Origin of the sequence: Agromyces sp. Root1464 (assembly GCF_001427265.1) — a bacterium.
Taxonomy (GTDB): domain Bacteria; phylum Actinomycetota; class Actinomycetes; order Actinomycetales; family Microbacteriaceae; genus Agromyces; species Agromyces fucosus.
Genome location: NZ_LMFU01000001.1, coordinates 1,007,141 through 1,033,632, shown reverse-complemented (window position 1 = coordinate 1,033,632; position 26,492 = coordinate 1,007,141). Strand labels below are relative to the sequence as shown.

Below are 26,492 nucleotides of genomic sequence, written 5' to 3'. Positions count from 1 at the left end.
ATTCCCCCTCGGTACGACCACGCCCCGACCCCCAGGACGGCCATGTACAGACTCGCCCGATTCAGTCTCGCCAACCGGGCGCTCGTCGCGCTCGTGACGCTCGTCATCGCCGGCTTCGGCCTGTTCTCGATGACACAGGTCAAGCAGGAGCTCATCCCGTCGATCGAGCTGCCGCAGACGACCGTCGTGACGGTCGTGCCGGGCGCGAGCCCCGAGGTGATGGACGAGCAGGTGAGCCTGCCGATCTCGAACGCGTTGTCGAACCTCGACGACGTCGAGTCGGTCGTCGCGAGCTCGTCGAGCGGGGTGTCGACGGTCTCCGTCGCCTACGCCTACGGCACCGACGCCAAGGAGTTCACGGCCTCACTGAACGACGCGATCGCCGGGCTCGACGGAACGCTTCCCGAGAACGCCGAACCCGAGGTGCTCGCGGGCAGCACCTCGTCGCTGCCGATCATGTTCCTGACGGCAGGGGCGACGGATGTCTCGCTCGCCGAGCTCTCCGCGACGCTCGACGACATCGTCGTGCCTCGCCTCGAGGCCATCGACGGCGTGCGCTCCGCCACGGTCTCGGGCGGCGAGACCGAGCGTGTCGTGATCACCCCCGACCAGGCCGCGCTCGCCGAGCAGGGCATCTCCCCGATGGCCGTCTCCGATGCGCTCGAGGCCAACGGGCTCGTGATGCCGCTCGGCAGCATCACCGAGGACGGCCAGCTGCTGCCCGTCCAGGGCGGCGAGTCGATCGACTCGCTCGACGCGCTCCGCCAGATCCCGCTCGCGTCGACGACGCAGCCCGGCACCGTCGTGCAGCTCGGCGACGTGGCATCCGTCGAGCTCGAGACCGAGGCGCAGACGTCGATCACCCGCACCAACGGCGTCGAGGCGCTCTCGCTCTCGATCGTCGCGACCCAGAACGCCGACGTCGTCGCCGTCTCGCACGCCGTCGACGACGCACTCGCCGACCTCTCCAACGACCTCGACGGCATCGAGCTGACCGTGGTGTTCAGCCAGGCGCCGTTCATCGAGGAGTCGATCCAGCACCTCGCGATCGAGGGGCTGCTCGGCCTCCTCTTCGCGATCGTCGTCATCCTGATCTTCCTCATGTCGGTGCGCTCGACGCTCGTGACCGCGATCTCCATCCCGCTCTCGGTGCTCGTGACCTTCATCGGGCTGAACCTCGGCGGCTACTCGCTCAACATGCTCACCCTCGGTGCGCTCACGATCGCGATCGGACGCGTGGTCGACGACTCGATCGTCGTCATCGAGAACATCAAGCGCCATCTCGCCTACGGCGAGGCGAAGGTGCAGGCGATCCTCGGGGCCGTGCGCGAGGTCGCGGGGGCGATCACCTCGTCGACCCTCACGACGGTCGCCGTCTTCCTGCCGATCGCGCTGGTCGGCGGCATGGTCGGCGAGCTCTTCGCACCGTTCGCCCTCACGGTGACGATCGCGATGCTCTCCTCGCTCCTCGTCTCGCTGACGATCGTGCCCGTGCTCTCGTACTGGTTCCTGCGGCAGCCGAAGAACCTCGACGACATCGAGGCCACCCGCCTCGCCGCCGAGGAGAAGGAGCGCACGGGCTGGCTGCAGCGCGGCTACGCCCCGGTGCTCCGCGGCACGCAGAAGCACCCGGTGATCACCCTCGCCTCCTCGGTGCTGCTCCTCGTCATCACCTTCGCGATGGTGCCCTTCCTGAAGGTCGACTTCCTCGGCTCGACCGGCCAGAACATGGTCACGGTCACGCAGGAGTTCCCGGCCGGCACCGACCTCGAGACGATCTCGGCCGGCGCCGAGAAGGTCGAGGACGTGCTGCTCGACCTCGATGGCGTCGAAGACGTCATGCTCACCGCCGGCTCGGGCGGCATGATGTCGATGCTCGGCGGCGCGGGCGGCACGGCGACCTACATCGTGAACACCTCGAAGGACGTCGACCAGGCGGCGCTGCAGGCGGAGCTGCGGGAGAGCCTCGCCGAGATCGACGACGCCGGCGAGATCGCCATCGCCGACTCGGCCGCGATGGGCGGCTTCGGCGGCACCGTCGACGTGATCGTGCAGGCCGCGAACGAGAGCGATCTCGCCGCGGCATCCGATGACGTGCTCGCCGCGCTCGAAGACACCCCGAACGCCGCGGAGGTCACGAGCGATCGCGCCCCGGCGCAGCCGATCGTGCAGGTGACCGTCGACCGCACGGCCGCGCTCGAGAACGGCCTCACGGAGGTGCAGGTGCTCGGCATCGTGGCGGGCACGCTCTCGCCGCAGTCGATCGGCTCGATCGGGCTCGACGGCGAGGAGTACCGCATCTACGTCGACGGCGCCCCCGCGCCGCAGTCGATCGCCGAACTCGAGCAGGTCGTCCTGCCGAGCACCTCGAGCCCCGTCGGCTTCGTGCCGCTGTCGGCGATCGCGACGGTCGAGGAGGTCACCGTGCCGACCTCGATCGCCCGCCAGTCCGGCGAGCTCGTCGCGACGATCTCGATCACGCCCGACGAGGGCGAGCTGGGCGCCGTCACGGCATCGGTGCAGGAGAGCCTCGCCGAGCTCGAGCTGCCGCAGGGCGTCACCGCCGAGATCGGCGGCCTCGCCGAGACCCAGACCGAGTCGTTCGAGCAGCTCGGCCTCGCGATGCTCGTCGCGATCGCGATCGTGTTCATGCTGCTCGTCGCGACGTTCCGCTCGCTGCGCCAGCCGCTGATCCTGCTCGTGTCGATTCCGTTCGCCGCAACCGGCGCCATCGCGCTGCTGCTCGCGACCGGACGACCGCTCGGCATCTCGGCGCTCATCGGCATGCTCATGCTGATCGGCATCGTCGTGACGAACGCGATCGTGCTCATCGACCTCGTGAACCAGTACCGGGCCCAGGGCCAGCGTGTCCCCGACGCCGTCTTCAACGGCGCCCGTCAGCGCCTGCGCCCGATCCTCATGACGGCCCTCGCGACGATCTTCGCCCTCATGCCGATGGCGTTCGGCGTCACCGGGTCGAGCGGGTTCATCTCGCAGGACCTCGCGATCGTCGTGATCGGCGGACTCGTCTCCTCGACGGTGCTGACCCTCGTGCTCGTGCCCGTGCTGTACCTCCTCGTCGAGGGTCGCCGAGAGCGACGCGAGGCGAAGCGGGCGGCGAAGCACGAGGCGAAGGCTGCGGATGTCGCGGGGCCTGCGCTCCCCGCTGCGACCGACGCCTGACGCTCGACGCCTCGCGCGAGCGTGAAGCAGGAACGGGCGCCCCGACACGGGCGCCCGTTCCGCTCCGCTCCGGCCTTCATGTCGGGCGTCGCGTGCGCGGGCGTGCCTCGCGTTCGGTCGTCGTGACTTGTGCGAGACCGGCCGAGCCTCATATGAGAGCGGCCCAGCCTCATGTGAGACCCGCCTCATGTGAGGCAGATCTCACACGGTCGTTCGCACGCTGTTCGCGCCGCATCGGGTGCATTGCCGTGGTGAGGAGGCGACCGTATCGTGGACGCGAGGGCGCAATGCCGCGTCGCGACGTCGGGAGGAACCATGGCCACCATCGCGTGGATCGGTCTGGGACACATGGGCGGGCCGATGGCGGGAAACCTCGTCGGGGCCGGTCATCTCGTGCGGGGCGTCGACCCGGTGCCGGCGGCGCGCACCGCCGCCGCCGAGCGCGGCGTGCGCATCGTCGCGACCGTGGAGGAGGCGGTTCGGGAGGCCGACGTCGTCTTCACCTCGCTGCCGCGGAGCGAGCACGTGCGCGAGGTCTACGGGGGCGACGGCGGGGTGTGGGCTGCGGCGCCCGCCGGGGCATTGCTGCTCGACACCTCGACGGTCGACGTCGCGACGTCGAGGTTCTGCCACGAGGCATCCGTCGAACGCGGGTTCCGCTTCGTCGACTCGCCCGTCTCCGGCGGCATCGCGGGGGCGGAGGCGGCGACGCTCACCTTCATGCTCGGCGGCGATCCCGAGGATGTCGCCGAGGCCACTCGGCTCGTCGAGCCGCTCGCCGCGCACGTCTTCGACCTCGGCGGCCCCACGATGGGCATCGCCGCGAAGCTCGCGAACAACCTCATGCTCTTCGTCTCGCTGCTCGGCGTCGCCGAGGGCTCGCAGCTCGCCGCCGAGCTCGGGCTCGACCCGGCGAAGTTCTTCGAAGTGGCGTCCGTCTCGTCGGGGGAGTCGTGGCCGCTCCGCACCTGGTACCCGGCGCCGGGCGTGGTGCCGACGAGCCCGGCGAACCGCGGCTTCGACGCGACCTTCTCGGCCGTGCTCGCCCAGAAGGACCTGTCGTTCGCGCTCGCCGCGGGCGACGCCGCCGGGCTGCCGATGCCGGCGTCGCGCATCGCCCTCGAGCAGTTCGAACGGCTCATCGACGAGGGTCTCGGTGGCAAGGACGCGAGCCTCATCGTGAAGTACGCCTCATCCGACGGGAGCGTCGCGGGGTTCGACCCCGAGGCGTGAGGGTGCATCGGGTCGCACTCGCCCGACCCGACGGGCGGGGCGCCCGGCTCAGCCGTGCTGCACGGCCGTGATGACCTCGGTGAGGCGGTCCCTGAGGCGCCCGAGCTCGTCGAGGCTCATGCCGAGACGGTCGACGACCTGCGGCGGAATGGCGAGCGCCTGCTCGCGCAGCGCCCGCCCGGCCGGAGTGAGCGCGACGTCGAGGGCGCGCTCGTCGCGTGTGCTGCGCTCGCGCGTCAGGTAGCCCTGCGCCTCGAGCCGCTTCAGCAGCGGCGACAGCGTCGCGGGCTCGAGCTGGAGTGCCTCGCCGAGGTCGCGCACCGTGCGGGGGCTCCGCTGCCAGAGCGCGAGCATGACGAGGTACTGCGGGTGCGTGAGGCCGAGCGGCTCGAGGATCGGACGGTAGACGCCGATCACGCCGCGAGCCGCGACGGCGAGGGCGAAGCACACCTGGTTCTCGAGCGCCAGGAGGTCGTCGGTCGCAGCAGCGCCGCCGGGCTCAGCGGCGGATGGCGCGGCAACCGGCTCGTCGGTGGTGTCGGGGAGTGCGCTGCTGGCGTTCATGGGCTTCCAGTATGACGTGACGACAAATCATTAGTACACTAATGATTGTGACACGAAGAAAGCGGGACACGCCACCCGGGGCCCAGCGCGGCTACGCCGGCTTCATCGACCGGCTGAACGCGAGGCTGTTGCCCTACATCGGGCCTCCTCCGCTCGGCCCCTACGACGAGGAGCCGGCGCCAGCCACGCCTCCCGCCTGCCCGCTCTGCGGCGCGCCGATGTCGAGCCACACGATCGACCGTTCATTCGAGCGCACGCAGCTGCACTGCCCCTGATGCGCGCAGGTCGCCCGTGTCTCGTGCCTCGTGCCTCGCGCGAGCCCGCCGCGCGCGTCCCATCGCTCCGCGACCGTCGAGATGACGCTTCTCGTCGGTTCGACGCGGGTCCATCCGACAAGAAGCGTCGTCTCGATGGGTCGAAGCGGCGAGGCATCCCATGAGGAATGCGGGGCAGCGTGTCGGCGCCGCCCGCTACTCTGTCGACGTGAGCGACTACGAAGTGCTGGAGATCGGCGGCCTCGACGAGTGGCGGGAGCACTTCGGCGGCTTCCGCCCCGAGAGTTCGCGCGACGGTCGGCGGGTCGTCGACCACGACCTGACGATGCAGTACATCGGCATGACCGCCAACGCCCTCGAACCGGGCGAAGAGGCCGGCTACTGGCACACCCACTCCCGCGTCGAGGAGCTCTACGTCTTCCTCGGAGGCCGCGGGCAGATGGGCCTCGACGGCGAGGTCGTCGACGTCGGCCCCGGCAGCGTCGTGCGCGTCGGCCAGGGTGTCTGGCGCACTTGGCGCTGCGCTCCCGACGGTTCCGAGCAGCTGCGCTGGCTGTGCATCCGCGCCGGTGGCTCCGAGCTGCCGCACCTGCCCGACGACGGGCAGCGCGACAACGACCGCCCGTCACCCTGGTAGTCGGCGGCAGAACCACGACCGAGACGAGCGCCGCACGAGTGGGTGACATGTCGATCAGCGAAGTGCGAGCGGCCTACACCGAGCGAGCCGAGGAGTACATCTCGCTGCTCGGATCGGTCGCCGACACCCACGAGCTCGACCGCGAACTCATCACCCGATGGGCCGCGTCGCTCGACGGACCGCTGCTCGACGCCGGGTGCGGACCGGGGCACTGGACCGATCACCTCCGACGGCTCGGTCATGACGTCGAGGGCGTCGACCTCACTCCCGCGTTCGTCGCCCGTGCGGCGGAGCGGTTCCCCGCGGTGCCGTTCAGGGTGGCGTCGTTCGACGACCTCGGCGTGCCCGATGCCGGCCTCGCCGGGATCCTCGCGTGGTACTCGCTCATCCACCTCGAACCCGACCGTGTGCCGTCGGCCCTCGATGAGCTCGCACGATGCATCCGCCCCGGCGGGAGCCTGCTGCTCGGCTTCTTCGACGGCGTGAGCATCGAGCCATTCCCGCACAAGGTCGTGACCGCCTACTTCTGGCCGCCGACCGCCATGGCGCAGCGCCTCGAGGCGGCGGGGTTCGCGGTCGAAGAGATGCACACCCGCACCGACCCCGGCCGCCGACCGCACGCGGCAATCATGGCGCGGCGAACCTCTTAGCTCTGCGCCGCCAGCCGCCGGCTCACCCAGCGGTCGTACTGCGCCCATGGGTCGGCGATGCCGAGTCGCAGCTCGCCGATGTGCGCGAGCAGTTCGTCGTGCACCCCGAACCATTCGGTGCCCGCGAACCGGTGTCTCGCGAACTGCGCGTGACGGCGCTGCTCGACCGTGCGGTCGCCGAGCTCGAAGGCGAGCACCTCGTCGTGCGGCAGGCTCGCGAACCGCACACGGGGGTTGCCCGAGGTGCCGATCTTGATCTGGTCGCGATAGCCGAGGTAGTAGACGACGTCGACCCGGGGATCGGCCAACCCGTCGTCAGGCGCGTCGCCGAAGCGCCACTCGCAGATCGCGCAGATGCGACCCGACGGGTACACGATGCCAACCCGCGAACCGCAGACGAGGCAGGGCCCCGGCAGCAGGTCGGTCACCCCGACGTCTCGCGCCACCCAGTCGTATGCCTCGAGCAGGTGCCGGGTGCACAGGTCGAGCGGCGCGCCCGGCTCGACCGACGCCGCGCACGGGCCGTCATCGAGGCGGATGCTGCACGCCCGCCCTGCGGCATCCGCTCGGTTCATACCGGAAGGCTAACCGCGACCACCGACGCGAGAGTGAGCCGCGATAGGCTCGATCTCCGACGCCGGATGGCGGCGGACACCGAGGTTCGGAGGTCGATCGGCATGCCCCTGTGGCGCAAGCGGCAGCGAAAACGGTTCAAGCCGTTCGACCGCACCGCGCTGCCCGAGGCCCCGACGCCGACCTTCGACGAGATGCTCGCGGAAGGCGTGCTCGTCGCCGAGTCCGCCGGACGCATGGCGCTGAAGAACCGCATGATCGTCGAGGCGCTCCGCGGTGAGGAGCCGTTCGCGCCCGAGCGCGCCGCCGCCGCCGCTCGAGAGGTGCTCTACGAACTCGTGCAGGAGGCCGACGAGGTCGCCGAGATCACGAGCGAGGCCCGGTCCGCCGCCGCCAAGCGCGACGGCCGTTCATCCCACGAGCACGACTACCGAAGGGCGGATGCCGCGAACCTCCGCCGCCGCGAGCAGGTGTATGCCGCCGTCGCGAAGGAACTGTGGGAGCGCCGCAACGACCCCGAGTACCTCAGGGCCTTCGCCGAGCGCGCACGCGAAGAGGCCTGGGACGAGGTCTCGGGTGCGATCGAGACGCGCCTCGACCGCGAGTGGGGCGAGTGGCCCGAGATCGAGGTCGACGAGACCTACGAGGCCGAGCGCGACGACCGCATCCACGACCTGCTGGCCGACCTCGATCGAGGCGTGGCGGCTGCCGAGGCCGAGCGTGCGCGCCGCGCCGAGGCGAACGACCCGTTCCGCGGCTTCGCGGGCTGAGCCGGGCCGCCCGAACGTTCATCAGGGGTTCACGGCCCGCAGCGGCGGTCGTCGGCGCTCCGCGATAGCGTGGGAATGATGAGCCGCACCGACCGTATCGACCGAGTCGAGGCGTCGCCCGTGCCGGCCGGTCGGCCGGGCCTGCGCTTGGCCGCGCTGTCGATCGGGCAGGTCGTCAGCTGGGGCATCCTCTACTACGCGATGATCGTCGCAGCGCCCGAGGTGGCGCGCGAGACGGGCTGGTCGCTCGTTGCGATCACCGCCGCGTTCTCGGCAGGGCTCGTGGTGTCGGCGCTCGCCGGGGTCTTCGTCGGCCGCCTGCTCGACGACCGCGGACCGCGCACCGTCATGAGCCTCGGCTCGCTCGTGGGTGCGGTCGGGCTCGTCGGCGTCGCCTCCGCGCCCGACCTCGTGCTCTTCGCCGCGGCCTGGATCGTGTGCGGCATCGCGCAGTCGGCCGTGCTCTACCAGGCCGCCTTCACCGTGATCACTCGACGCTACGGTGCACGCCGCCAGCTGCCGATGACGATCCTGACGCTGGCGGGCGGGCTCGCCTCGACGATCTTCGCCCCGATCGTCGCCGGTCTGCTCACGGTGCTCGACTGGCGGGCGACCTTCCTCGTGCTCGCCGCGGTGCTCGCGATCATCACCGTGCCGCTGCACCTGATGTCGCTCGAGCGTCGATGGCCGCACCGGCACGCCGTGCACGACGAAGCCGTGCACACGGTCTCTTCAGTGCTTCGAACGCGTCGCTTCTGGATGCTCGAGATCACCATGATCACCGTCAGCGTGGCGCTGATGAGTACGACGCTCGCCGCCGTGCCGCTCTACATGGAGAAGGGTCTGACCTTCGAGTTCGCGGCGCTCGCGCTCGGCCTGATCGGCGCCGGGCAGGTGATCGGCCGGTTGCTGTTCCTCGTGCTGCCTCATGGCGTGCGGCCGTGGGTGCCGGTCGCGATCGTCTGCGCGCTCGCCGCGATCTCACTCGCCGCGCTCGCACTCGTGCCCGGTCCGATCTGGCTGCTCATCGTGATCGGCGTCGTCGCCGGTGCCGTGCGCGGCGCGTACACGCTCGTGCAGGCGTCGGCGGTCGCCGACCGCTGGGGCACCCGCAACTACGGTGCCATCAACGGCGCCTTCGCTGCGCCGATCACGATCGCGATGGCCCTCTCTCCTGCGATCGGCGCGGCGGTGGCCACGGGAGTCGGATCGTACGCCGCGATGACGGCCGTCATGGCCGGGCTCGCGTTCGTCGCGATGCTCACGGCGCGCGCGACGTGAGCCCGACGGAGGTCGATCACGAGACGTCGGATACCCCGACGTCACGAAGGGCGGGAGACGTGAGTGCCGCGGTGTGCTGGAACTCGGCTCGGTAGGCGACGAAGAGCGAACCGGCGAACACCAACAGCACCACGCAACCGATCCAGCCGCTGAGGTCTCTCAACGCGGGGACGGCGAAGATGGCGACCGCCCCGACCGCCACCAGGACTCCGGCCAAGACACCGTACGCACGCATCCCGTAGAGAGAGATGAACGTGAGGTAGTGGGCCCCCACGATGATGAGCGAGGCCGGCAGGAACAACGAGGGTTCGACAGCGCCGAGCGCGATCGCCACGAGCAACCCCAGCGGCACGGTGAATGCGCTTTGCATGGCGAGGGCGATTGAAGGGTGCCCTTTGGCCAGGGAAGCCGGTCCACCCATCAGCTTCAAAACAAGCGAGGACAACGGAAAGATCAACATCCCGCCGAAGAAGAGGACGGCCATCGCTGTTGCCGGGGAGCCCCACTGAGACGCGGCCGACGCCGCCGCCCAGATCACGGCGGCGACGAGTGGACCCGAGAATCCTCCCCGGTAGACACGGCGAACATCCTCTTGCGCCTGTTTCACGTTCACGCGTTCATACTCGCAGAAGACGCGCGAGGGGCTCGAGAGCGGCCGGAATCGGCCCGTGTCTCCGGCGTCCGCGAATGCGATCATCGACCGCAGCCGAAGCCTTGTCAGACTTGCCCTAGGCGCCGACGGGCGCGATCTCGGCGATGAGCGCCTCGACGCGAGAACGGATGTCGTCGCGCACGCGCCGGACCGTGTCGAGCTCCTTGCCGGCGGGGTCTTCGAGCTCCCAGTCCTCGTACCGCTTGCCGGGGAAGATCGGGCACGCGTCGCCGCAGCCCATCGTGATCACGACGTCGGATTCCCTCACGGCGTCGACGGTGAGGACCTTCGGCGTGCTGCCGGCGATATCGATGCCCTCCTCGGCCATCGCCTCGATGGCGACCGGGTTGATCTCGTCCTTGGGCTCCGAGCCGGCCGAGAGCACCTCGACGCGGTCGCCCGCGAGCGCCCGCAAGTAGCCGGCGGCCATCTGGGAACGGCCGGCGTTGTGCACGCAGACGAACAGGACGGTGGGGGTGTCGTTCACGGGTTCTCGCTCTCGATGGTCGGCAGCAGCCTAGACGGGTGAGGTGACGCCGGGGTGAACGAGCGGTTCAACTGCAGCATCCGCTCGCCTCCGCCGCAGCGCCGCCGCTCGTCGCGGCTGCAGTGCCCGTGGAGCACACGCCCGTGGCCGGCAGCACGAGCTCGACGTCGCGGGCGGCCGCAGCGTCGCCGGCGAGCCACGCCGACACCGAGCGGACCTGCTCGTACCCGGTCGCGAGCAGGAAGGTCGGCGCCCGCCCGTAGCTCTTCATGCCCACGATGAAGAAGTCGCGCTCGGGCTGGGTGAGCTCGGCGAAGCCGTGCGGCTCGACGGTGCCGCACGAGTGCAGGTTCGGGTCGATGAGCGGGGCGAGACGTCGGGGCGCCTCGACGATGTCGTCCAGCTCGAGGCGGATCTCGCGCAGCATGTCGAGGTTCGGGCGGAAGCCGGTCGCGTTCACGATGCGGTCGGCCGAGATCGTCTCGAGCCCGTCACCTCGACGGCCGGTGATGCAGGCGACGGATGCCTCGTCGTCCAGGCCGCGCGCGAGCCGCACGATCTCGAACCGGTCGACGAGCTCGATGCGGCCGGCATCGACGAGCGCGTCGACGCGCGCCCCGATCGATGCGCGTGCCGCGAGCTCGTCACCGGGGGAGGTCGAGACCCGCGCCGCGGTGGCGTTGCGGATGACCCAGGTGATGCGGGTGCCCGGCTCCTGCTCGGCGAGCGTCGCGAGCTTCAACAGCGTGTTGGCGGCCGAGTGACCGGCGCCGACGACGACGGTGTGGCGACCGGCGAAGGCGGCGCGTTCACGGCCGAGCACATCGGGCAGCGCGTGGCTGACGAGGTCGGCCACCTCGGGCAGGCCGAGCGGGTCGAGTCCCGAGGAGCCGAGGCTGTTCGGGGTGAGGTACGTGCCCGAGGCGTCGATCACGGCACGCGCGGTCAGCTCGTCGACGCCGTCGGCGGTGCGCACGCGCAGCAGGAACGGCGTCTGTGCCCGGCCGGTGGTGCGCGTGCGGTCCATGCCTTCGCGGGTGATGTCGGTGACGTCGACGCCGAGACGCGTGCGCCCGGCGATGGCCGGGAGTGCCGCCAGTGGTGCGAGGAACTGTTCGACGAGCTCTGCACCCGTGGGCAGGGAATCGGCGGGCGGTTCGACCCAGTCGGTCTCGGCGAGCAGGCGCTTCGCTGCAGGGTCGACGAGGTGCTTCCACGGGGAGAACAACCGGGTGTGGCCCCATTGCACGACGCTCGCGCCGATGCGGTCGCCGGCTTCGAGCAGCACGAAGTCGATGCCGCGCTCGGTCAGGTTCGCCGCGGCGGCGAGGCCGATCGGGCCGGCGCCGACGATGGCGACGGGCAGGCCCTGCAGCCGCGAGGGAGCCGTGGCGGTCGGGGCGGTGAGGTCGATGAGGGTCATCCGTGTCTCTCATTCATTGAAGTTCGTCGATAGAGCGAGTGTGGCGACTATATCGATAGATGTCAATATACGGGTAGAGTGGTGCTCGTGACCATGATCGAGCTGCCCCTCCTCTCGCGCGACGCCGCCGAGGCGGAGGCCGTCGCTGCCGCCGGGGCCTCGCCCGCCGCGTGCTGCGGTCCGCTCACCCGGGAGACCATCACCGCCGCCGATGCCGACGTGTTCGCCCGGAAGCTCAAGGCGCTCGCCGACCCCGTGAGGCTGCGTCTCGTCTCGATCGTCGCGGCATCCGAGGGTCAGGAGGCGTGCGTGTGCGACCTCACCGAGCCCGTCGGCCTCAGCCAGCCGACCGTGTCGCACCACCTGAAGATCCTCACCGAGGCAGGCATCCTCTCGCGTTCGAAGCGCGGCACATGGGCGTACTTCCGCTTGGTGCCGGGTGCGCTCGAGGCGATCGCGGCACCGCTCGTCAACGTCTGACGCCGCGCCCGAAGCGGGCGAGGAACGTCGTGACCGCCTCGTCGGCGATGCGATCGAGCTCGACGTCGTCGTAGGGCCGGGCGGTTCCCTCGAGCGTGAGCCGGTTCAGCGGTACGGCGATCACCAGCCACGTGAACTGCTCGGCGGCGATGTGGGCAGGCTCAGCGTGCAGCACGCCTCGCTCCGAGAGCACCGAGAACGCGTTCGCGAGGGCCGTGATGTTCCGCTCCCAGCTGCGCTCGACGTAGTCGGACGCGATGGCGGGGAACCGGGCGGCCTCGGCCGCCACCAGTGTGCGCATCTGCAGGACCGCCGGAGACAGCACGCCGCGCTGCAGCACGCCAGCGAGCTGTCGCAACTGCGCGGCGGGATCGTCGGTGATCGCCAGGGCGTCGGTGTGGGGCTTCATCGCGTCCCGCCCGCGCTCGACCCAGTCGGCGACCACCGCGGCGAACAGTTCGTTCTTCGACGGGTAGTCGCGGTAGAGGGAGGCCTTGGAGATGCGTGCGGACGACGCGACCGAGTCCATGGTCGTGCCGGCGAAGCCGTGCGACAGGAACTGCGCCCTCGCGATGTCGAGGAGCGCGGCGCCGGCCGTTCCGCGTGGCCGGCCGAGCCGGCGCGCTTCGCTGGTGCCCATGATCCTCCGATTTAGTACTTGACAGTACTTTACAGGGCGCCTACCGTGTAACTAAAGAACCCAGCAGTACTAAAGTCGAAGGGTCGGGAGATGGTCTTCCTCGGAATCGCGATCGCGGCGGTCGCCGCCTTCATCCTCAGCTCCGTCTACTACATCGTGGCGCCGAAGGCACCGCCGGCCTCCGCCGAACGCGGCAGCGCCCGCGACGAGCGCCCCAAGCCGTGGCAGATCCTGCTCGAACTCGTGCGCAGCGCCATCGTCGCCGGTCTGCTGGCCGGCCTGATGATCGCCGCCGGCTGGTCAGGGGCCTGGGCCGGTGCGCTGCTCGGGCTCTCGCTCTTCGCGCTGCCGCTCGTGCTGCTCGCCGGATCCGTGCAGTGGGAGAAGGTTCCGGTCTCGACCGCCGTGCTCCACGCCGGCGACTGGCTGCTCAAGCTCGTGCTCGTCGGCGTCATCGTCGGCCTGTTCGTCTGAGCCAGGAAATGTGTTCGTCAACGAGGAGAAAGGATGATCATGACCAGCAAGGCAGGGCCGCTCGACATCACCTTCAACGCCGTGCTCGGCAAGGCGCAGCCGGGAGACACCTGGACCTGCGTCAAGCTGCCCGACTCGGCAACCATCTTCGGCACCCGCGGGCTCGTCAAGGTCGCCGGCACGGTCGACGGGGTGGAGTTCCGGAGTTCGTTCATGGCGCTCGGCGACGGCACCCACAAGCTCCCGATCGCGGCCGGACTGCGGCGTTCGATCGGGAAGACCGACGGCGACGAGGTCACCGTGCACCTGACCGAACGCCTCGGGTGACGAGGCGAGACCAGTGAGCGGATGCCCCGGCGCGCGCCCGGGGCATCCGCTCACTGCCGTCTCATCCGGCCGGCTCAGTCAGCCGGCGCGATGTTGTGGTTGCGGCGAAACACGTTGCCCGGGTCGACCTGCCTCTTGACGCGGCGCAGGCGCTCGAGCGTCGCCGGCGGGTACATCGACGCCGTGACCTCGGGGCCGTACTCGGCCGAGAAGTTGCCGTAGGTGCCGCTCGTGAACGCGAGCGCGGCATCGCTGCCCGCCTTCACGGCCGCGAGCTGCTCGGGCGAGGCATCCGCCGCGAGCACCCCGTTGACGATGAGGAGCGCCTCGGCATCGCGGTGGGGGATCGCCGTCGCGTCGGGCGCGACCCGGGAGAAGGCGCCGCCGAGTGCGCGGAGCAGCACCATGGTGGGCACCTCTCGGGCATATACCGCCGCGACCGCGTCGAGCGCCGCGTCGGACAGGTCGGGCACGAAGCCGTTGCCGCCGACGAACAGGAACGGCGGGCGACCCGGCGGGGCGTCTTCGAGCAGCTCGCTGTAGGCGACCGGGGCGAGAGACACCTCCACGACCGACGGGAGCGCGAGCAGCGGAGCGAGGAGCTCGTGGAGCCTGGACTCGTCGCCCTTCAGGGCGACACCGAGCTGCGGCCCGCCGGGCATCTCGGGCCCGAACGGCGGCAACAGCATGAGGGACGAGTTCAGTTCGTCAGGGCCTGCCCGCATGACGTCGCGCCACGCGCGGAGCACCGCGGGCACGTCGGAGCGGTCGAAGCGCACGAGTCCGCCGACGAGCCCGTCTGCGGGGATCGCCTGGAAGACGAACCTCGTGGCGACGCCGAAGTTGCCGCCGCCGCCGCGCACCGCCCAGAAGAGCTCGGGGTGCGACGTCTCGCTCAGGGTCAGCACCTCGCCGGCCGCCGTGACGAGCTCGACCTCGCGGAGCGCGTCGATGGCGAGGCCCTGCTCGCGCACGAGCCAGCCGACACCACCGCCGAGCGCCAGGCCCCCCACGCCGACGTCGCGGGTGTCGCCCGAGCTCACGCCCAGCCCGTGCGGGCCGAGCACGGCGGCGACGTCGCCCCAGTGGGCACCGCCGCCCACGGTGACGAGGCCGGTCGCGTCGACCTCGATCGCGGTGAACTCGGCGAGGTCGACGACGAGGCCGCCGTCGACCGGAAGCAGGCCGTGACCGCCGCTGCGCACGGCGATCGGCATGCCCGCCGCGGCGGCGAGGCCGACAGCGGCCGCGACCTCCTCGACGGTGTGCGGTCGAACGACCGCGTCAGGTTCGCCGACGCCGGCGAACACGGTGCGCCCGGCGTCGTACTCGGATGCGCCGGGACCATGGGCCCGGCCTGGAACTCGTTCGCTCAGATCGGAGAGAAGAGACATTTCGTCAGTCTGGCAGCGGCCTGCGACATCCGGAACGGTGCTCGCTCTGCGCGGAATCGGTGCGTTCGCATGCACCGATGCGAGTGTCGGCGGACCGGCGTACGGTGGCGCGCATGACGTTCAACGACGGCCTCGTCACGGCCAACCTCTCGATCTCGCTCGACGGATTCGTCGCCGGGCCGAACCAGACCCGCACCGACCCGCTCGGCGAGGGCGGCGAAGACCTGCACCGCTGGATGTTCGAGCAGCCCGACGAGAACGCCGGCATCGTCGAGCAGATCCTCGCGCCGGATGCCTACATCATGGGTCGCAACATGTTCGGGCCGATCCGCGGCGAGTGGACCGACGAGGACTGGAAGGGCTGGTGGGGCGAGAACCCGCCGTACCACGGGCCCGTCTACGTGCTCACGCACCACCCGCACGACCCGATCCCGATGGAGGGCGGCACGACCTTCCACTTCGTGACGACCGGCATCGAAGACGCCCTCGCCCAGGCGAGAGCCGCCGTCGGCGACGACGGCCGCATCTCGATCGCGGGCGGCGCGAGCACCGTGCGGCAGTACCTCGCCGCCGGCCACATCGACCGCATCATCGTCACGATCTCGCCGATGATGCTCGGCGGCGGCGAGCGGCTCTTCGAGGGCATCGACGACCCGGCCCTCACGCCGGTCGAGGTGCTGAACACCCCGCTCGCGACGCACATCACCTACGAGCGGCGACGCTGAGCTCACTCGCCGCTCGGGTGCGCCCCCGCCGCGTCGACCACCCACGCGTAGGCGAACGCGCGCTCGCGCCAGGCCGCATAGCGGCCCGAGACGCCGCCGTGCCCGGCCGCCATCTCGATCTTCAGCAGCGGGTCGGCCCCGACGTCGCGGAGCTTGGCGACCCACTTCGCCGGCTCGACGTAGAGCACGCGCGTGTCGTTCAGCGACGTCACGGCCAGGATCGGCGGGTAGTGGTTCACGTGCACGTTCTCGATCGGCGAGTACGACTTCATGTAGGAGTAGACCTCCTCGTCGTCGAGCGGGTTGCCCCACTCGTCCCACTCGATCACGGTCAGCGGCAGCGACGGGTCGAGGATCGAGGTCAGCGGGTCGACGAAGGGCACCTCGGCGAGGAAGCCCGAGAAGTACTTCGGCGCGAGGTTCGCGACGGCGCCGATGAGCAGGCCGCCCGCGCTGCCGCCCTGGGCGACGAGCCGGTCGGGGGCGGTGATGTCCTCATCGATGAGGTGCCGTGCCACGGCCGCGAAGTCGGTGAAGGTGTTCCGCTTCTCCAGCTTCTTGCCGTGCTCGTACCAGAGCCGCCCCATCTCGCCGCCGCCGCGCACGTGGGCCACGGCGAAGATCATGCCGCGGTCGAGCAGCGACAGCCGCGGGATGCCGAAGCCCGGGTCGATCGAGTGCTCGTACGAGCCGTAGCCGTAGAGCAGGGTCGGCGCGGGCGTGCCGAGGTCGACGAGGTCGTGCCGGTACACGAGCGAGACGGGGATGCGCGTGCCGTCGTCGGCCGTCGCCCACTCGCGTCGCTGCGAATAGCGGGTCGCGTCGTAGTCGCCGAGCACGGCCTGGCGCTTGCGGAGCCGTCGCTCGCCGGTGGCGATGACGACGTCGTAGACCGTCGAAGGGGTCACGAAGCTCGTATAGCCGATGCGCAGCGTCGGCTGCGCCCAGTCGGGGTTGCCCGAGAGGCCCACCGCGAAGAGCGCCTCGTCGAAGGCGAGCTCGTGCAGGGTGTCGTCGGGCGTCGCATCGGCGGGGAGGCCGGCGGCCGGCACCTTCGCGACGGCCACGCGCGGCAGCCCCTCGCGGCGGTACTCGACGGCGACGAAGTCGCGGAACGCGTCGACGCCCTCGAGTCGTACGGCCGGGTCGTGCGGCAGCAGCGTGCGCCGGTCGCCCTGCGGGTCGGATGCCGCGACGCTCACGAGCTCGAAGTTCACGGCGTCGTCGTTGTGCACGATGAGCAGGCGGTCCTTGCCGCCGGCGACGACGTGCTCGACGTCGTACTCCACCCCGTCTTTGCGGGGCCAGACGACGGAGAACTCGCCCGTCGGTTCGGCGGCATCGAGCAGCCAGGTCTCGCTCGTGACGTTGGAGCCCGCCTCGATCACGAGGAACCTGCGGCTCCGCGTCACGCCGACGCCGAGCCAGAAGCGCTCGTCGGGCTCAGAGAAGACCGAGACGTCGTCGGATGCCGCGGTGCCGATCTCGTGCCGCCAGATCGTGTCGGGGCGCCACGACTCGTCGACCGTCGCGTAGAACACGAAGCGCCCGCTCGGGTCGAAGGTCGCTCCGCTCGAGGTGCCCTCGATGACGTCGTCGTACTCGCGCCCCGACCCGTCGAGCGAGCGGAGCCGGATCGTGTACCGCTCATCGCCCTCGAGGTCGGTCGCGTAGAGCAGGGTCGCGCCGTCGGCGGTGACGTCGAAGCTGCCGAGCGAGTAGAAGTCGTGGCCCTCGGCCTCTGCATTGTCGTCGAGCAGCACCTGCTCGCCGGGCAGCGGGGAGCCCGAGTCATCCGTGACCGGGGGCTCCCAGTCATCGGGGCCCGCGGCGGGCACCCGGCAGTGGATGCCGTATTCGCGGCCCTCGACGGTGCGGGTGTAGTACCACCAGTCGCCCTCGCGGGTCGGCACGCTGAGGTCGGTCTCCTTGGTGCGGGTCGTGATCTCCTCGAAGATCTGCTCCTGCAGGATCGAGAGGTGCTCGGTGCGCGCCTTCGTGAAGGCGTTCTCCTCGTGCAGGTGCGCGAGCACCTCGGGGTCGTCCTTGTCGCGCAGCCACTCGTAGTCGTCGACGACGACGTCGCCGTGGTGCACGCGTTCGATGGGTCGCTTGTCGGTCTTCGGCGGAGTCAGCACGAACCCACGCTACGCCCCTGTGCGCGGCCGGTGTCATCCGCCCGCGAAAACCGCGACCAGCATGGCAATCCGATGTGACGACCGAGGTTCGCGGGAACGAGCACCTTAGGTTAGCCTTAGCTCAATCCACTCCATTCGTACCGGGAGACGCGCGTGCTCGCCAACTACCTGATCGGCCTTCGCGAAGGCCTCGAGGCGGGGCTCATCGTCGGCATCCTCATCGCCTACCTCGGCAAGATCGGCCGCCGCGACCTCTTCGGCCGCCTCTGGTTCGGCATCGGCATCGCCGTCGCCGTCTCGCTCGGCGTCGGGGCGCTGCTCACGTGGGGCCCGTACGCCATGACGTTCCAGGCGCAGGAGGTGCTCGGCGGCACGCTCTCCCTCGTCGCGGTCGCGCTCGTGACCTGGATGATCTTCTGGATGGGCACGCACGGCGCCGGCCTCTCGAAGGAGCTGCGCGGCCAGGTCGACGCCGCCGTCGATCGGTCGTGGTTCGCCATCGTCCTGCTCGGCGCGCTCGCCGTCGGGCGCGAGGGCATCGAGACCGCCCTCTTCGTCTGGGCCAACGTCTCGGGCGGCAACGACCCCGTGCTCGGCACCGTCGGCGCGCTGCTCGGCATCGTGACCGCGATCGTCATCTCGTGGGGCATCTCCCGCGGGCTCGTGCGCATCAACCTCTCGAAGTTCTTCACCTGGACCGGGCTCTTCCTCATCCTCGTGGCGGCGGGCGTGCTCGTGTACGGCATCGGCGACCTGCAGGAGGCGTCGGTGATCCCGGGCTGGGGCACGCACGCGTTCAGCCTCGTCGAGGTCGTGCCGCCGGGCAGCTGGTACGGCACCGTGCTCGCGGGAATCTTCAACTTCACCCCCGAGCCGACCTGGGCCCAGGTCATCGGGTGGGTGCTCTACGTCGCCATCACGACGACGCTCTACCTCGGCATGCTGCACCGCCGACGCCGGCCGGTGACCGCCGCGGCTCCCGCCTCGGCCGCGCCGACGACCGCCGCCGTTGCGGCGAACTGACCCCGACCACCCCCCGTCTCACCCCACCTCGAATCCAGGAGCATCCATGACCCGACGCGCCCTCGCGGCATCCGCTGCCGTGACCGCACTCGCGCTCGCCCTCACCGGCTGCGTCGCGAAAGCCGACCTCGCATCGGCGATCGCCGTCGACATCACCGATGACGGATGCGCCGTGGCCGCCGCCACCGCGCCCGCCGGCGCCGTGACGTTCGCCCTCGCGAACAACGGCACCGACGTGAACGAGTTCGAGATCCTCGCCGACGACCAGCTGCGCATCGTGGGCGAGAAGGAGAACGTGACCCCCGGCCAGGAGATCGACTTCACCGCCCACCTCGAGCCGGGCACGTACTACACGGCGTGCAAGTTCCAGCAGGTCGGCGCACCGATCGGCCTCGCCGAGTTCACCGTGACGGGCGAGGCATCGGCGGTGTCGGCCGGCGACGAGGAGCTCTCCGACCAGGCCGTGACGGAGTACCTCGCCTACGTGCGCTCGCAGTCGGCCGAGCTGCTGCCGCTCGTCGAGGCGTTCGCCGCGGCCTACGCCGCCGGCGACGACGAGACCGCCCGATCGCTCTTCGCCGCGACCCGCGTGCCCTACGAGCGCATCGAGCCCACGGCCGAGGCGTTCGGCGACCTCGACCCGAAGATCGACTTCCGCGAGGTCGACGCCGTGGCCGACGGCCTCGAGTGGACCGGTTTCCACCGCATCGAGAAGGACCTCTGGGCCCCGGCCCCCGGTGACCTCAACTCCGACGGGCAGGACGCGTTCCTCGACTGGGCTCCCTCGACGCCCGAGGAACGTCAGGCGTACGCCGACGGCCTCGTCGCGGATGTCACCGAGCTCCACGACCTCGTGACCGCCGACGACTTCACCGTCTCGCTCGACGCCATCTCGAACGGCGCGATCGCGCTGCTCGACGAGGTCGCCGCCGGCAAGATCACCGGTGAGGAGGACTGGTGGTCGGGCACCGACCTCTCCGACTTCGCCGCCAACGTGCAGGGCGCCGGCGTCGCCTTCGGCGCGGTGCGCGCGCTCGCCGAGTCGAAGGGCGACGAGGGCACGGCGCTCGCGACCGAGATTGACGAGCAGTTCGCCGCCCTCGAGGCCGCGCTCGCCGAGTACGGCTCCCTCGAATCGGGCTTCGTCGACTATGCGACCCTGACCGATGCCGACAAGAAGACGCTCAGCGACGAGGTCAACGCGCTCGCCGAGCCGCTCTCGCAGCTCACCGCGACGGTGCTCGGGGCCTGATGGTCGAGGAGCGCGACGCCGGTCGAGAAGGACGCGACGAGGGAGCGACCGTCTCGAGACCTGTCTCCGAATCGGAGCAGGGGTCTCGAGACGGCGCTGGAGCGCCTGCTCGACCGGCGGAGGCCGGCGTGAGTCGCCGTGGTCTCTTCGGGCTCCTGGGCGCGGGCGCGGCCGGCGCCGTCGTCGGGGCTGCAGCGGGGGCCGGCGTCGCCGTTGCCGTGACGGGCGGGGCGGATGCCTCGGGCCCCGCGGCATCCGTCTACCCGTTCTTCGGCGAGCACCAGGCCGGCATCGTGACCCCGGCCCAGGACCGTCTGCACTTCGCCGCCTTCGACGTGGCCGAGACGCTCGACCGCGAGGGCCTCATCGCGCTGCTGACCGAGTGGACGGACGCTGCGGCGCGACTGAGCCAGGGGCTCGAGGTCGCCGAGGGCGGTGCAGTCGGCGGCTCCGACTACGCGCCGCCGGCCGACACCGGCGAGGCGCTCGGCCTGCCCGCGAGCGGGCTCACGATCACGTTCGGGTTCGGCCCCGGCCTCTTCGCCGACGCCGAGGGGGCCGACCGCTTCGGCATCGCGACCCGGCGCCCGGCCCTGCTCGAGCCGCTCCCGCGCTTCCAGGGCGACGCGCTCGTGCCCGAGATCTCCGGCGGCGACCTCTGCATCCAGGCGTGCGCCGACGATCCGCAGGTCGCCGTGCACGCGATCCGCAACCTCAGCCGCATCGCCTTCGGCCGCGCGAGCCTGCGCTGGTCGCAGCTCGGCTTCGGCCGCACCTCGTCGACCTCGACGACCCAGGCGACACCCCGCAACCTCTTCGGATTCAAGGACGGCACGGCGAACGTCAAGGCCGAGGAGACGGCAACCGTCGACGAGCAGATCTGGGTGAACGCGAGCGACGAGCCGGCGTGGCTCGAGGGCGGCTCGTACCTCGTGGCACGCCGCATCCGCATGATCATCGAGAACTGGGACCGCGTGCAGCTCGGCGAGCAGGAACAGCTCGTGGGGCGCTCGAAGGGCGAGGGCGCGCCGCTCTCGGGCGGCACCGAGTTCACGGAGCCCGATTTCGAGAAGACCGGCGCGACCGATGCGCCGCTCATCGGCACCGACGCGCATGTGCGGCTCGCGCACCCGACGTCGAACGGCGGAGCTCGTATGCTCCGCAGGGGATACAACTTCGTCGACGGCAACGACTCGCTCGGCCGGCTCGACGCGGGCCTCTTCTTCCTGTCGTTCCAGCGCTCCCCGCAGCAGTTCATCGACGTGCAGCGGAATCTCGCGCGCGACGGGTTGAACGAGTACCTGAAGCACGTCGGGTCGGCGATCTTCGCGGTGCCGGGCGGCGTCGCCGAGGGCGAGTTCGTAGGTCAGGCGCTCTTCGACACCCCCTGATCGGCTCGAGGGAGCACAGTACCGGACCCCCCGAACGGCCGGAACTGTTGTTTTCTCACCTTGCGCGGCGGGACACTCAGTCATGTCCACTACACGGCGGGGCCCGGTGCTCGGGCGAATCGTGGTGTTCGCATGCGCGCTGGGCCTGCTCGCCGCGTGCACATCGGGCGGCGCGACGCCTGCTGCGTCACCGAGCCCCCTCCCGGCATCGACGGCGCCCGATGCATCCGATGAGGTCGCAGCTGACGACGCCGTGAAGGCCGACGCCGTGATGCAGATCGTGCGCGACTACATGGAGGAGGCGCACCTGAAGGCCGTCATCGTGAAGGTGTCGGTCGACGGGGCCGAGATCGTGACCGCAGCCGAGGGTGAGTCCATGACGGGGATTCCGGCGACGCCCGACATGCACTTCCGCAACGGCGCCGTCGCGATCTCGTACGTGTCGACCCTGATGCTGCAACTCGTCGACGAGGGTGAGATGAGCCTCGACGACAAGGTCTCGATGTACCTGCCCGACCTGCCGCACGCCGACGAGGTCACGGTCGGGCAGCTGGCCCAGATGACCTCGGGCTACCAGGACTTCGTGCTCGGCAACGAGGAGTTCGCCGAGATCGCCTACGCCGACCCGTTCAAGGCGTGGACGACGGAGGATCAGCTCGCCCTCGCGATGGACAAGCCGCTGTGGTTCGAGCCCGGCACCAACTGGGCATACGCGCACACCAACTACGTCATCCTCGGGCTCGTGCTCGAAGAGGTCACGGGGATGTCGCTCGAGGACGCCTTGCAGGAGCGGGTCCTCGATCCGCTGGGCCTCGCGAACACGACGGCCTCGCTCACCGCGGAGATCCCCGAACCGGCGCTGCACGCCTACAGCTCGGAGCGACGGTCCTTCCTGAACATCCCCGAGGGAGTCCCGTTCTACGAGGACTCCACGGGCTGGAATCCGTCGTGGACCATCAGCCAGGGCGCCATCCAGACGAGCAACATCGACGACCTGCTGACGAGCGCGATCGCGGTCGGCACGGGCGAGCTGCTCTCGAAGGAGTCGTACGAGGCGATGACGTCGACCGACCTGCGCGGAAAGACGACCGCGATCGACGGCTGCGTCAACTGCCGCCCGCTCGACGAGTTCGCGACCTACGGACTCGGACTGTGGATCTCGGGCGACTGGCTGCTCCAGAACCCGCTCTTCTACGGATACGCGGCGGTGAACGCCTACCTGCCTTCGGAGAGGATCGCGATCGCGGTCGCGGTCACGTACGACGAGGAGGCCTTCAACAGCGAAGGCCAGTACTCGAACGGCGGCGACGAGTTGTTCCGGAGGATCGGCGCGTACCTCGCGCCCGATGACGCTCCGCCCGCGCGGCCGACGCCGTAGCACTCAGCAGAGGGCTCAGCCAAGGGGCGCGGCCGTGGGGCTCAGTCGCCGACTTCAGTCACCCACCTTCACGAGCCAGCGCCCATCACCCTGGTCGATCAGCATGCCGCTCACCCGCGTGCCGTCGGCGCGTTCGGCCGTGAAATCGATCGGCGGCAGGCCCTCGTCGGAGAGGGCCATGCCGCCGCTGAAGGTGGGCGAGATGTAGCCGAGCTCCTCGAGCGCCTGCTCGCGGGCCTGCGTGTCCCAGATGCCCGACAGCGTCCACGCCATGGCGCCTGCGGTGAGCGCCGAGACGAGGAAGAGCACGTAGCCGAGCTCGCGCAGCGGCTTCGAGCGCCGCCGCGTGCCGACGAACGAGACGACGACGCCCGCGAGGAGCACGAGCAGCGGGATCGCCACCGGCCAGGGGTTCCACGGCGCGATCGTGATGATGACCTCGGCCGCGGCGGCCGGAGTCATCCGGTCTTCGTCCAGTCGAGGTTGATGACGTCGCCGATGTAGACGTTCTCCCCGAAGTCGTGCACCTGCGCGTTCATGCGCAGGAGCTGCTGCTGCGGCAGGTCGAAGCGCTGCGCGATGTCGAAGAAGCTGTCGCCCGCGACGACGACGTAGCTGATCGGCATGCCGCTGCCGTCGAGCGATGGGGTGCCGTTCGCACCGTCGCGCGCCCCGAGGTCGACGGCCGGGCCGGGTTCGTAGACGGGGGCGGGCGCATTCGGCACCGGCTCGGGGGCGGGGGCGGGCGCGGGCGCGGGTGCGGCCGGGGGAGCGGTGGGCGTCGGAGTCGGCTTGGGCTTCGGGGTCGCGGTGACGGTCGCGACGATCGTGACCGGCGGAGGGGCGGGGGCGGCGACGCATCCGCTCAGGAGCAGGGCCACGGCGACCGTTCCGAGCGTGACGGATGCCCCGATACCACCGACTGCTCGCCGCACTGCGCCTCCAACCGTAGGGTGGCGTGCCACCCCTCGGCGCGCCGGTCGGTTCACCCTATCTGCTGCGCCGGGCTGGCGACAGCGAGCCGAAGGTCGCATTCGCGGGGTTCGCGCCCGCCGGCACCGGCCGCCGTCGAGATGACATGAATCGTCGGCGCGGCGCGCACGAGGCGACGACTTCCGTCATCTCGAGGTCAGGCGGCGAGTGCGTCGAGGACGGCGCCGCGGATGCGCCCGAGCGCCTCGACGAGCTGCGTGTCGCTCGGTGCGGCGTAGCCGAACACGATGCCGTGACGCCGCGCGGTGCCGGGGGCGGCCGAGTAGTCCGAGAGCGGGGCGACGGCCACGCCCTCGCTCGCGAGCCGGATCACGAGGGCAGCGGATGCCGCGGCATCCGGAAGCTCGACGACCGCGTGCAGCCCGCCGTCGAGTCCCGAGAGCGGTGCGCCCGGCAGCCCGTCGAGCGCGGCGAGCACGAGTCCGCGGCGATGGGCGTACTCGCGCCGGGCGACCGCGATGTGCCGGCGCACGGCGCCGCTCGCGAGCAGCTCGGCGATCGCGTGCTGCGCGACGCCCGGAACCGGGCAGGCCTCGTCGTCACGGGAGGCCGCGATCGCGTCGCGCAGCCGCCGGTTCGCGGCGGGCAGCACCAGGTAGCCGAGGCGGATCCACGGCGTCAGCACCTTCGAGAAGCTGCCGATGAGCACGACCCGGCCCGTGTCGTCGAGCGAGGCGAGCGCCGGGAGGGGCGGCCCGAGGTGCCGGAACTCGCTGTCGTAGTCGTCCTCGATCACGAGCGCGTCGTGCGCGCCGGCCCACGCGAGCAGCTCGAGCCGGGTCGCGACCGGCAGGCGACCGCCGAGGGGGTACTGGTGGCTCGGCGTGACCATGACGGCGGCGGGCACGACCGGCAGCCGTCGCAGGGCGCCGACGTCGAACCCGTCGCCGTCGGCGCCGACGGGGTGCGTGCGCACGCCGCGACGTTCGAACAGGCGCCGCGCCGAGGGGTAGCCCGGATCCTCGATCGCGAGATGCGGGGCGCGTTCGGCGACCTGCGCGAGCACGGATGCCACGAGCCCGAGCGCCTCGCTCGTGCCGGCCGTGACGACGATGTCGTCGGGCGAGCAGGCGAGTCCGCGCGCGTGCCGCAGGTGGTCCGCGATCTCGGCGCGCAGTCGGGGCACGCCGAACGGCGGCGGCGAGTCCGCCGGGATCTCGAGCGAGGCGGCGCCGCGCCAGGCCGCGCGCCAGGCGCGGGGATCGATGCGCGAGGTCGACGGGCGGCCGGGGAGGAGGTTGATGCGCGGTTCGGGCGAGGCTGAGGGTTCCGCCGCCATCGTGGAGGACTCGGTCCCTGCGGCACGGGCGGATGCCGCGGCATCCGCTGCCCGCTCGACCCGGGGCAGGAGCTCGGCGACGCGGGTCGCGGCACCCTGTCGCGTCTCGAGGTAGCCCTCGCCGGCGAGTTGGTCGTAGGCCGTCACGACGACGCTGCGCGAGAGGCCGAGGGTACTCGCGAGCGCCCTCGTCGACGGCACCGGATCGCCGGGTCGGAGCTCGCCGGCCAGCACGCGCCGCCGCAGCCCGTCGACGAGCTGCGCGCCGAGGGGCACGGTCGACGTGCGGGCGAGGTCGATGATCGGGCCGTCCATCCGACTCCCAACTGGACTGGTTGATTCTGCGAGAACTGGACTGCGAACGCAACCAGTGTACGCCCGAGACTCGAAGGGTGACCACGAACGGCGCCGCAGCCCAAGCCCCAGCACCCCGCCGCATCCGCCGCATGTCGGAGCGCCAGACGACCGATCGCGATGCGCTCTTCGAGCTGCTCGACGGCGAGCTCGTCGGCCACCTCGCCGCGGTCGTCGACGGCGTGCCGATCGTCGTGCCGATGGGCTACGCCCGCGACGGCGAGCACGTGCTCGTGCACGGCTCGACGGGCGGCGGATTCGCGTTGCGCGCGGCATCCGAACGGCAGGTCGTCGCCTTCGCCGTGACCGCGCTCGACGGACTCGTCTTCGCCCGCTCCCTCTTCGACAGCTCCATGAACTACCGCAGCGTCGTCGCGTACGGGGTGCTCGAACCCGTCGAGGGCGAGCGAGCGGATGCCGCGCTCCTCGCGCTCTCGGAGCGGCTCATGCCCGGCCGTGCCGACGAGGTGCGGGCGATGACCCGCAAGGAGATCGCGGCGACCCGGGTGCTCCGGCTCCGCCTCGACGACGTCGTCATGAAGGCGCGGGCCGCCGGTGCGTCGGAGGAGCCCGACGACGGCGAGGACCACTCCGTGTGGGCGGGGGTCGTGCCGCTCGGCCGCCGCTGGGGCGCGCCGGAGCCCTCCGTGCTGACCCCGGCGGGTACCCCGGTGCCCGACTCGGTGGTCGCCCTGACGACGTCGACGGAGCCCGACGGCAAGCTTCACTGAGGTTTCGTCAGATTCCGTGAAGACCTGCAGAAGGGAGGTGCGCCATGTTCTCGACACTGTTCCTCGCCGTGCTCGCACTGGTCGCCGTCGTGGCGATCTCCGCCGCGGTCGTGCAGTTCGGTCGCGACGGCTACCGCCGCACGCCCACGATCCTCGGCTGAGCGCCGGCCGCTCGGTCCCCGCTC

Annotated in this window: 27 protein-coding genes; 16 read left to right on the top strand and 11 right to left on the bottom strand. The window is 70.9% G+C overall.

All coding sequences use genetic code 11. From position 1 onward, the window contains the following. The first annotated feature begins 42 nt into the window (after positions 1-42). The gene (locus tag ASD23_RS04700) at positions 43-3,183 is read left to right on the top strand and encodes an efflux RND transporter permease subunit (RefSeq protein ID WP_056006877.1); all 3,141 of its coding nucleotides are present in this window, start codon (positions 43-45) and stop codon (positions 3,181-3,183) included. 315 nt (positions 3,184-3,498) lie between these two features. Beyond that, positions 3,499-4,416: an NAD(P)-dependent oxidoreductase gene (locus tag ASD23_RS04695; RefSeq protein ID WP_056006872.1), complete on the top strand. Its 918-nt coding sequence runs from the start codon at positions 3,499-3,501 to the stop codon at positions 4,414-4,416. Positions 4,417-4,464: 48 nt separating this feature from the next. On the opposite strand, the gene ASD23_RS04690 is transcribed toward ASD23_RS04695, so the two are convergent. Next, entirely contained in the window at positions 4,465-4,980 is a 516-nt protein-coding gene (locus tag ASD23_RS04690) for a MarR family winged helix-turn-helix transcriptional regulator (RefSeq protein WP_082571184.1), read from the bottom strand. A 47-nt stretch (positions 4,981-5,027) separates the two neighbouring features. On the opposite strand from ASD23_RS04690, the gene ASD23_RS18515 reads away from it, so the two are divergent. The 3 genes from ASD23_RS18515 (at position 5,028) to ASD23_RS04680 (ending at position 6,542) form a co-directional block, all read left to right on the top strand. Next, positions 5,028-5,255 carry a hypothetical protein gene (locus tag ASD23_RS18515; RefSeq protein WP_442854316.1) on the top strand — a complete coding sequence of 76 codons (228 nt, stop codon included), beginning with the start codon at positions 5,028-5,030 and terminating at the stop codon, positions 5,253-5,255. Positions 5,256-5,463: 208 nt separating this feature from the next. After that, the gene (locus tag ASD23_RS04685) at positions 5,464-5,892 is read left to right on the top strand and encodes a cupin domain-containing protein (protein WP_022892303.1); all 429 of its coding nucleotides are present in this window, start codon (positions 5,464-5,466) and stop codon (positions 5,890-5,892) included. Positions 5,893-5,939: 47 nt separating this feature from the next. After that, complete coding sequence (locus ASD23_RS04680) at positions 5,940-6,542, top strand: class I SAM-dependent DNA methyltransferase (RefSeq protein ID WP_056006871.1); 603 nt, start codon at positions 5,940-5,942, stop codon at positions 6,540-6,542. Here ASD23_RS04680 and ASD23_RS04675 read toward each other — a convergent pair. Then, positions 6,539-7,117, bottom strand: coding sequence for a GIY-YIG nuclease family protein (locus ASD23_RS04675; RefSeq protein WP_235507626.1), 579 nt, complete (start codon positions 7,115-7,117; stop codon positions 6,539-6,541). The genes ASD23_RS04680 and ASD23_RS04675 overlap by 4 nt on opposite strands. Before the next feature lie 102 nt (positions 7,118-7,219). On the opposite strand from ASD23_RS04675, the gene ASD23_RS04670 reads away from it, so the two are divergent. Then, positions 7,220-7,885, top strand: coding sequence for an asparagine synthase (locus ASD23_RS04670; RefSeq protein WP_129231474.1), 666 nt, complete (start codon positions 7,220-7,222; stop codon positions 7,883-7,885). A gap of 78 nt (positions 7,886-7,963) precedes the next feature. After that, positions 7,964-9,166, top strand: coding sequence for an MFS transporter (locus ASD23_RS04665; RefSeq protein WP_056007879.1), 1,203 nt, complete (start codon positions 7,964-7,966; stop codon positions 9,164-9,166). 16 nt (positions 9,167-9,182) lie between these two features. Here the strand turns inward: ASD23_RS04665 and ASD23_RS04660 are convergent, their stop codons facing one another. The 3 genes from ASD23_RS04660 to ASD23_RS04650 form a co-directional block, all read right to left on the bottom strand. Then, entirely contained in the window at positions 9,183-9,779 is a 597-nt protein-coding gene (locus ASD23_RS04660) for a DUF7010 family protein (protein ID WP_162248729.1), read from the bottom strand. Between the two features lie 115 nt (positions 9,780-9,894). Further along, positions 9,895-10,305, bottom strand: coding sequence for an arsenate reductase ArsC (locus ASD23_RS04655; protein WP_056006859.1), 411 nt, complete (start codon positions 10,303-10,305; stop codon positions 9,895-9,897). A 67-nt stretch (positions 10,306-10,372) separates the two neighbouring features. Beyond that, a complete protein-coding gene (locus tag ASD23_RS04650; RefSeq protein ID WP_056006856.1) occupies positions 10,373-11,728 on the bottom strand; it encodes an FAD-dependent oxidoreductase in 1,356 nt (451 codons plus the stop codon). A gap of 93 nt (positions 11,729-11,821) precedes the next feature. Here ASD23_RS04650 and ASD23_RS04645 point away from each other — a divergent pair, with 93 nt between their 5' ends. Next, a complete protein-coding gene (locus ASD23_RS04645) occupies positions 11,822-12,208 on the top strand; it encodes an ArsR/SmtB family transcription factor (protein WP_082571250.1) in 387 nt (128 codons plus the stop codon). Here the strand turns inward: ASD23_RS04645 and ASD23_RS04640 are convergent. After that, positions 12,198-12,848 (bottom strand): TetR/AcrR family transcriptional regulator, encoded by a 651-nt coding sequence (locus ASD23_RS04640; protein WP_056006853.1) that lies wholly within the window; start codon positions 12,846-12,848, stop codon positions 12,198-12,200. The two genes, ASD23_RS04645 and ASD23_RS04640, sit on opposite strands and share 11 nt — an antisense overlap. Before the next feature lie 90 nt (positions 12,849-12,938). On the opposite strand from ASD23_RS04640, the gene ASD23_RS04635 reads away from it, so the two are divergent. Together ASD23_RS04635 and ASD23_RS04630 are read left to right on the top strand one after the other, a co-directional pair. Continuing rightward, on the top strand, positions 12,939-13,322 hold the full coding sequence (locus ASD23_RS04635; protein ID WP_056006850.1) for a DUF1761 domain-containing protein: 384 nt from the start codon (positions 12,939-12,941) through the stop codon (positions 13,320-13,322). A 39-nt stretch (positions 13,323-13,361) separates the two neighbouring features. Then, entirely contained in the window at positions 13,362-13,649 is a 288-nt protein-coding gene (locus ASD23_RS04630) for a DUF1905 domain-containing protein (protein WP_056007873.1), read from the top strand. A gap of 74 nt (positions 13,650-13,723) precedes the next feature. Here ASD23_RS04630 and ASD23_RS04625 read toward each other — a convergent pair whose 3' ends face one another. Continuing rightward, positions 13,724-15,043: an FAD-binding oxidoreductase gene (locus ASD23_RS04625; RefSeq protein ID WP_056006847.1), complete on the bottom strand. Its 1,320-nt coding sequence runs from the start codon at positions 15,041-15,043 to the stop codon at positions 13,724-13,726. A gap of 113 nt (positions 15,044-15,156) precedes the next feature. Between ASD23_RS04625 and ASD23_RS04620 the strand changes: the two genes are divergently transcribed. Continuing rightward, positions 15,157-15,768 (top strand): dihydrofolate reductase family protein, encoded by a 612-nt coding sequence (locus tag ASD23_RS04620; protein ID WP_056006845.1) that lies wholly within the window; start codon positions 15,157-15,159, stop codon positions 15,766-15,768. 2 nt (positions 15,769-15,770) lie between these two features. On the opposite strand, the gene ASD23_RS04615 is transcribed toward ASD23_RS04620, so the two are convergent. Next, positions 15,771-17,906 (bottom strand): S9 family peptidase, encoded by a 2,136-nt coding sequence (locus ASD23_RS04615; RefSeq protein ID WP_056006842.1) that lies wholly within the window; start codon positions 17,904-17,906, stop codon positions 15,771-15,773. Between the two features lie 153 nt (positions 17,907-18,059). On the opposite strand from ASD23_RS04615, the gene efeU reads away from it, so the two are divergent. The 4 genes from efeU (at position 18,060) to ASD23_RS04595 (ending at position 22,950) form a co-directional block, all read left to right on the top strand. Beyond that, complete coding sequence (gene efeU / locus ASD23_RS04610; protein WP_056006839.1) at positions 18,060-18,929, top strand: iron uptake transporter permease EfeU; 870 nt, start codon at positions 18,060-18,062, stop codon at positions 18,927-18,929. A 46-nt stretch (positions 18,930-18,975) separates the two neighbouring features. Beyond that, positions 18,976-20,181: an iron uptake system protein EfeO gene (efeO, locus tag ASD23_RS04605; RefSeq protein ID WP_056006832.1), complete on the top strand. Its 1,206-nt coding sequence runs from the start codon at positions 18,976-18,978 to the stop codon at positions 20,179-20,181. Positions 20,182-20,309: 128 nt separating this feature from the next. Next, a complete protein-coding gene (gene efeB, locus ASD23_RS04600; protein ID WP_056006829.1) occupies positions 20,310-21,572 on the top strand; it encodes an iron uptake transporter deferrochelatase/peroxidase subunit in 1,263 nt (420 codons plus the stop codon). 82 nt (positions 21,573-21,654) lie between these two features. Next, positions 21,655-22,950: a serine hydrolase domain-containing protein gene (locus ASD23_RS04595; protein WP_056006826.1), complete on the top strand. Its 1,296-nt coding sequence runs from the start codon at positions 21,655-21,657 to the stop codon at positions 22,948-22,950. A 54-nt stretch (positions 22,951-23,004) separates the two neighbouring features. Here the strand turns inward: ASD23_RS04595 and ASD23_RS04590 are convergent, their stop codons facing one another. From ASD23_RS04590 to pdxR, 3 genes are all read right to left on the bottom strand, one after another. After that, positions 23,005-23,412 (bottom strand): hypothetical protein, encoded by a 408-nt coding sequence (locus ASD23_RS04590; RefSeq protein ID WP_056006823.1) that lies wholly within the window; start codon positions 23,410-23,412, stop codon positions 23,005-23,007. Continuing rightward, positions 23,409-23,885, bottom strand: coding sequence for a LysM peptidoglycan-binding domain-containing protein (locus ASD23_RS04585; protein WP_056006820.1), 477 nt, complete (start codon positions 23,883-23,885; stop codon positions 23,409-23,411). Before ASD23_RS04585 ends, ASD23_RS04590 begins: the two co-directional genes overlap by 4 nt. A 194-nt stretch (positions 23,886-24,079) precedes the next feature. After that, entirely contained in the window at positions 24,080-25,537 is a 1,458-nt protein-coding gene (gene pdxR / locus ASD23_RS04580; RefSeq protein ID WP_056006817.1) for a MocR-like pyridoxine biosynthesis transcription factor PdxR, read from the bottom strand. Between the two features lie 77 nt (positions 25,538-25,614). Here pdxR and ASD23_RS04575 point away from each other — a divergent pair, with 77 nt between their 5' ends. Then, the gene (locus tag ASD23_RS04575; RefSeq protein ID WP_200941677.1) at positions 25,615-26,307 is read left to right on the top strand and encodes a pyridoxamine 5'-phosphate oxidase family protein; all 693 of its coding nucleotides are present in this window, start codon (positions 25,615-25,617) and stop codon (positions 26,305-26,307) included. Positions 26,308-26,492: the final 185 nt, after the last annotated feature.

Bases quoted from the DNA above. Each gene is read 5' to 3' on its own strand.
- ASD23_RS04630 (WP_056007873.1), top strand. From the start codon at position 13,362: ATGACCAGCAAGGCAGGGCCGCTCGACATCACCTTCAACGCCGTGCTC.
- ASD23_RS04645 (WP_082571250.1), top strand. From the start codon at position 11,822: ATGATCGAGCTGCCCCTCCTCTCGCGCGACGCCGCCGAGGCGGAGGCC.
- ASD23_RS04690 (WP_082571184.1), bottom strand. From the start codon at position 4,980: ATGAACGCCAGCAGCGCACTCCCCGACACCACCGACGAGCCGGTTGCC.
- ASD23_RS04620 (WP_056006845.1), top strand. From the start codon at position 15,157: ATGACGTTCAACGACGGCCTCGTCACGGCCAACCTCTCGATCTCGCTC.
- ASD23_RS04670 (WP_129231474.1), top strand. From the start codon at position 7,220: ATGCCCCTGTGGCGCAAGCGGCAGCGAAAACGGTTCAAGCCGTTCGAC.
- ASD23_RS04595 (WP_056006826.1), top strand. From the start codon at position 21,655: ATGTCCACTACACGGCGGGGCCCGGTGCTCGGGCGAATCGTGGTGTTC.
- ASD23_RS04665 (WP_056007879.1), top strand. From the start codon at position 7,964: ATGAGCCGCACCGACCGTATCGACCGAGTCGAGGCGTCGCCCGTGCCG.
- efeO (WP_056006832.1), top strand. From the start codon at position 18,976: ATGACCCGACGCGCCCTCGCGGCATCCGCTGCCGTGACCGCACTCGCG.
- ASD23_RS04675 (WP_235507626.1), bottom strand. From the start codon at position 7,117: ATGAACCGAGCGGATGCCGCAGGGCGGGCGTGCAGCATCCGCCTCGAT.
- ASD23_RS04695 (WP_056006872.1), top strand. From the start codon at position 3,499: ATGGCCACCATCGCGTGGATCGGTCTGGGACACATGGGCGGGCCGATG.
- ASD23_RS04640 (WP_056006853.1), bottom strand. From the start codon at position 12,848: ATGGGCACCAGCGAAGCGCGCCGGCTCGGCCGGCCACGCGGAACGGCC.
- ASD23_RS04650 (WP_056006856.1), bottom strand. From the start codon at position 11,728: ATGACCCTCATCGACCTCACCGCCCCGACCGCCACGGCTCCCTCGCGG.
- ASD23_RS04635 (WP_056006850.1), top strand. From the start codon at position 12,939: ATGGTCTTCCTCGGAATCGCGATCGCGGCGGTCGCCGCCTTCATCCTC.
- ASD23_RS04590 (WP_056006823.1), bottom strand. From the start codon at position 23,412: ATGACTCCGGCCGCCGCGGCCGAGGTCATCATCACGATCGCGCCGTGG.
- ASD23_RS04680 (WP_056006871.1), top strand. From the start codon at position 5,940: ATGTCGATCAGCGAAGTGCGAGCGGCCTACACCGAGCGAGCCGAGGAG.
- ASD23_RS04625 (WP_056006847.1), bottom strand. From the start codon at position 15,043: ATGTCTCTTCTCTCCGATCTGAGCGAACGAGTTCCAGGCCGGGCCCAT.
- pdxR (WP_056006817.1), bottom strand. From the start codon at position 25,537: ATGGACGGCCCGATCATCGACCTCGCCCGCACGTCGACCGTGCCCCTC.
- ASD23_RS04700 (WP_056006877.1), top strand. From the start codon at position 43: ATGTACAGACTCGCCCGATTCAGTCTCGCCAACCGGGCGCTCGTCGCG.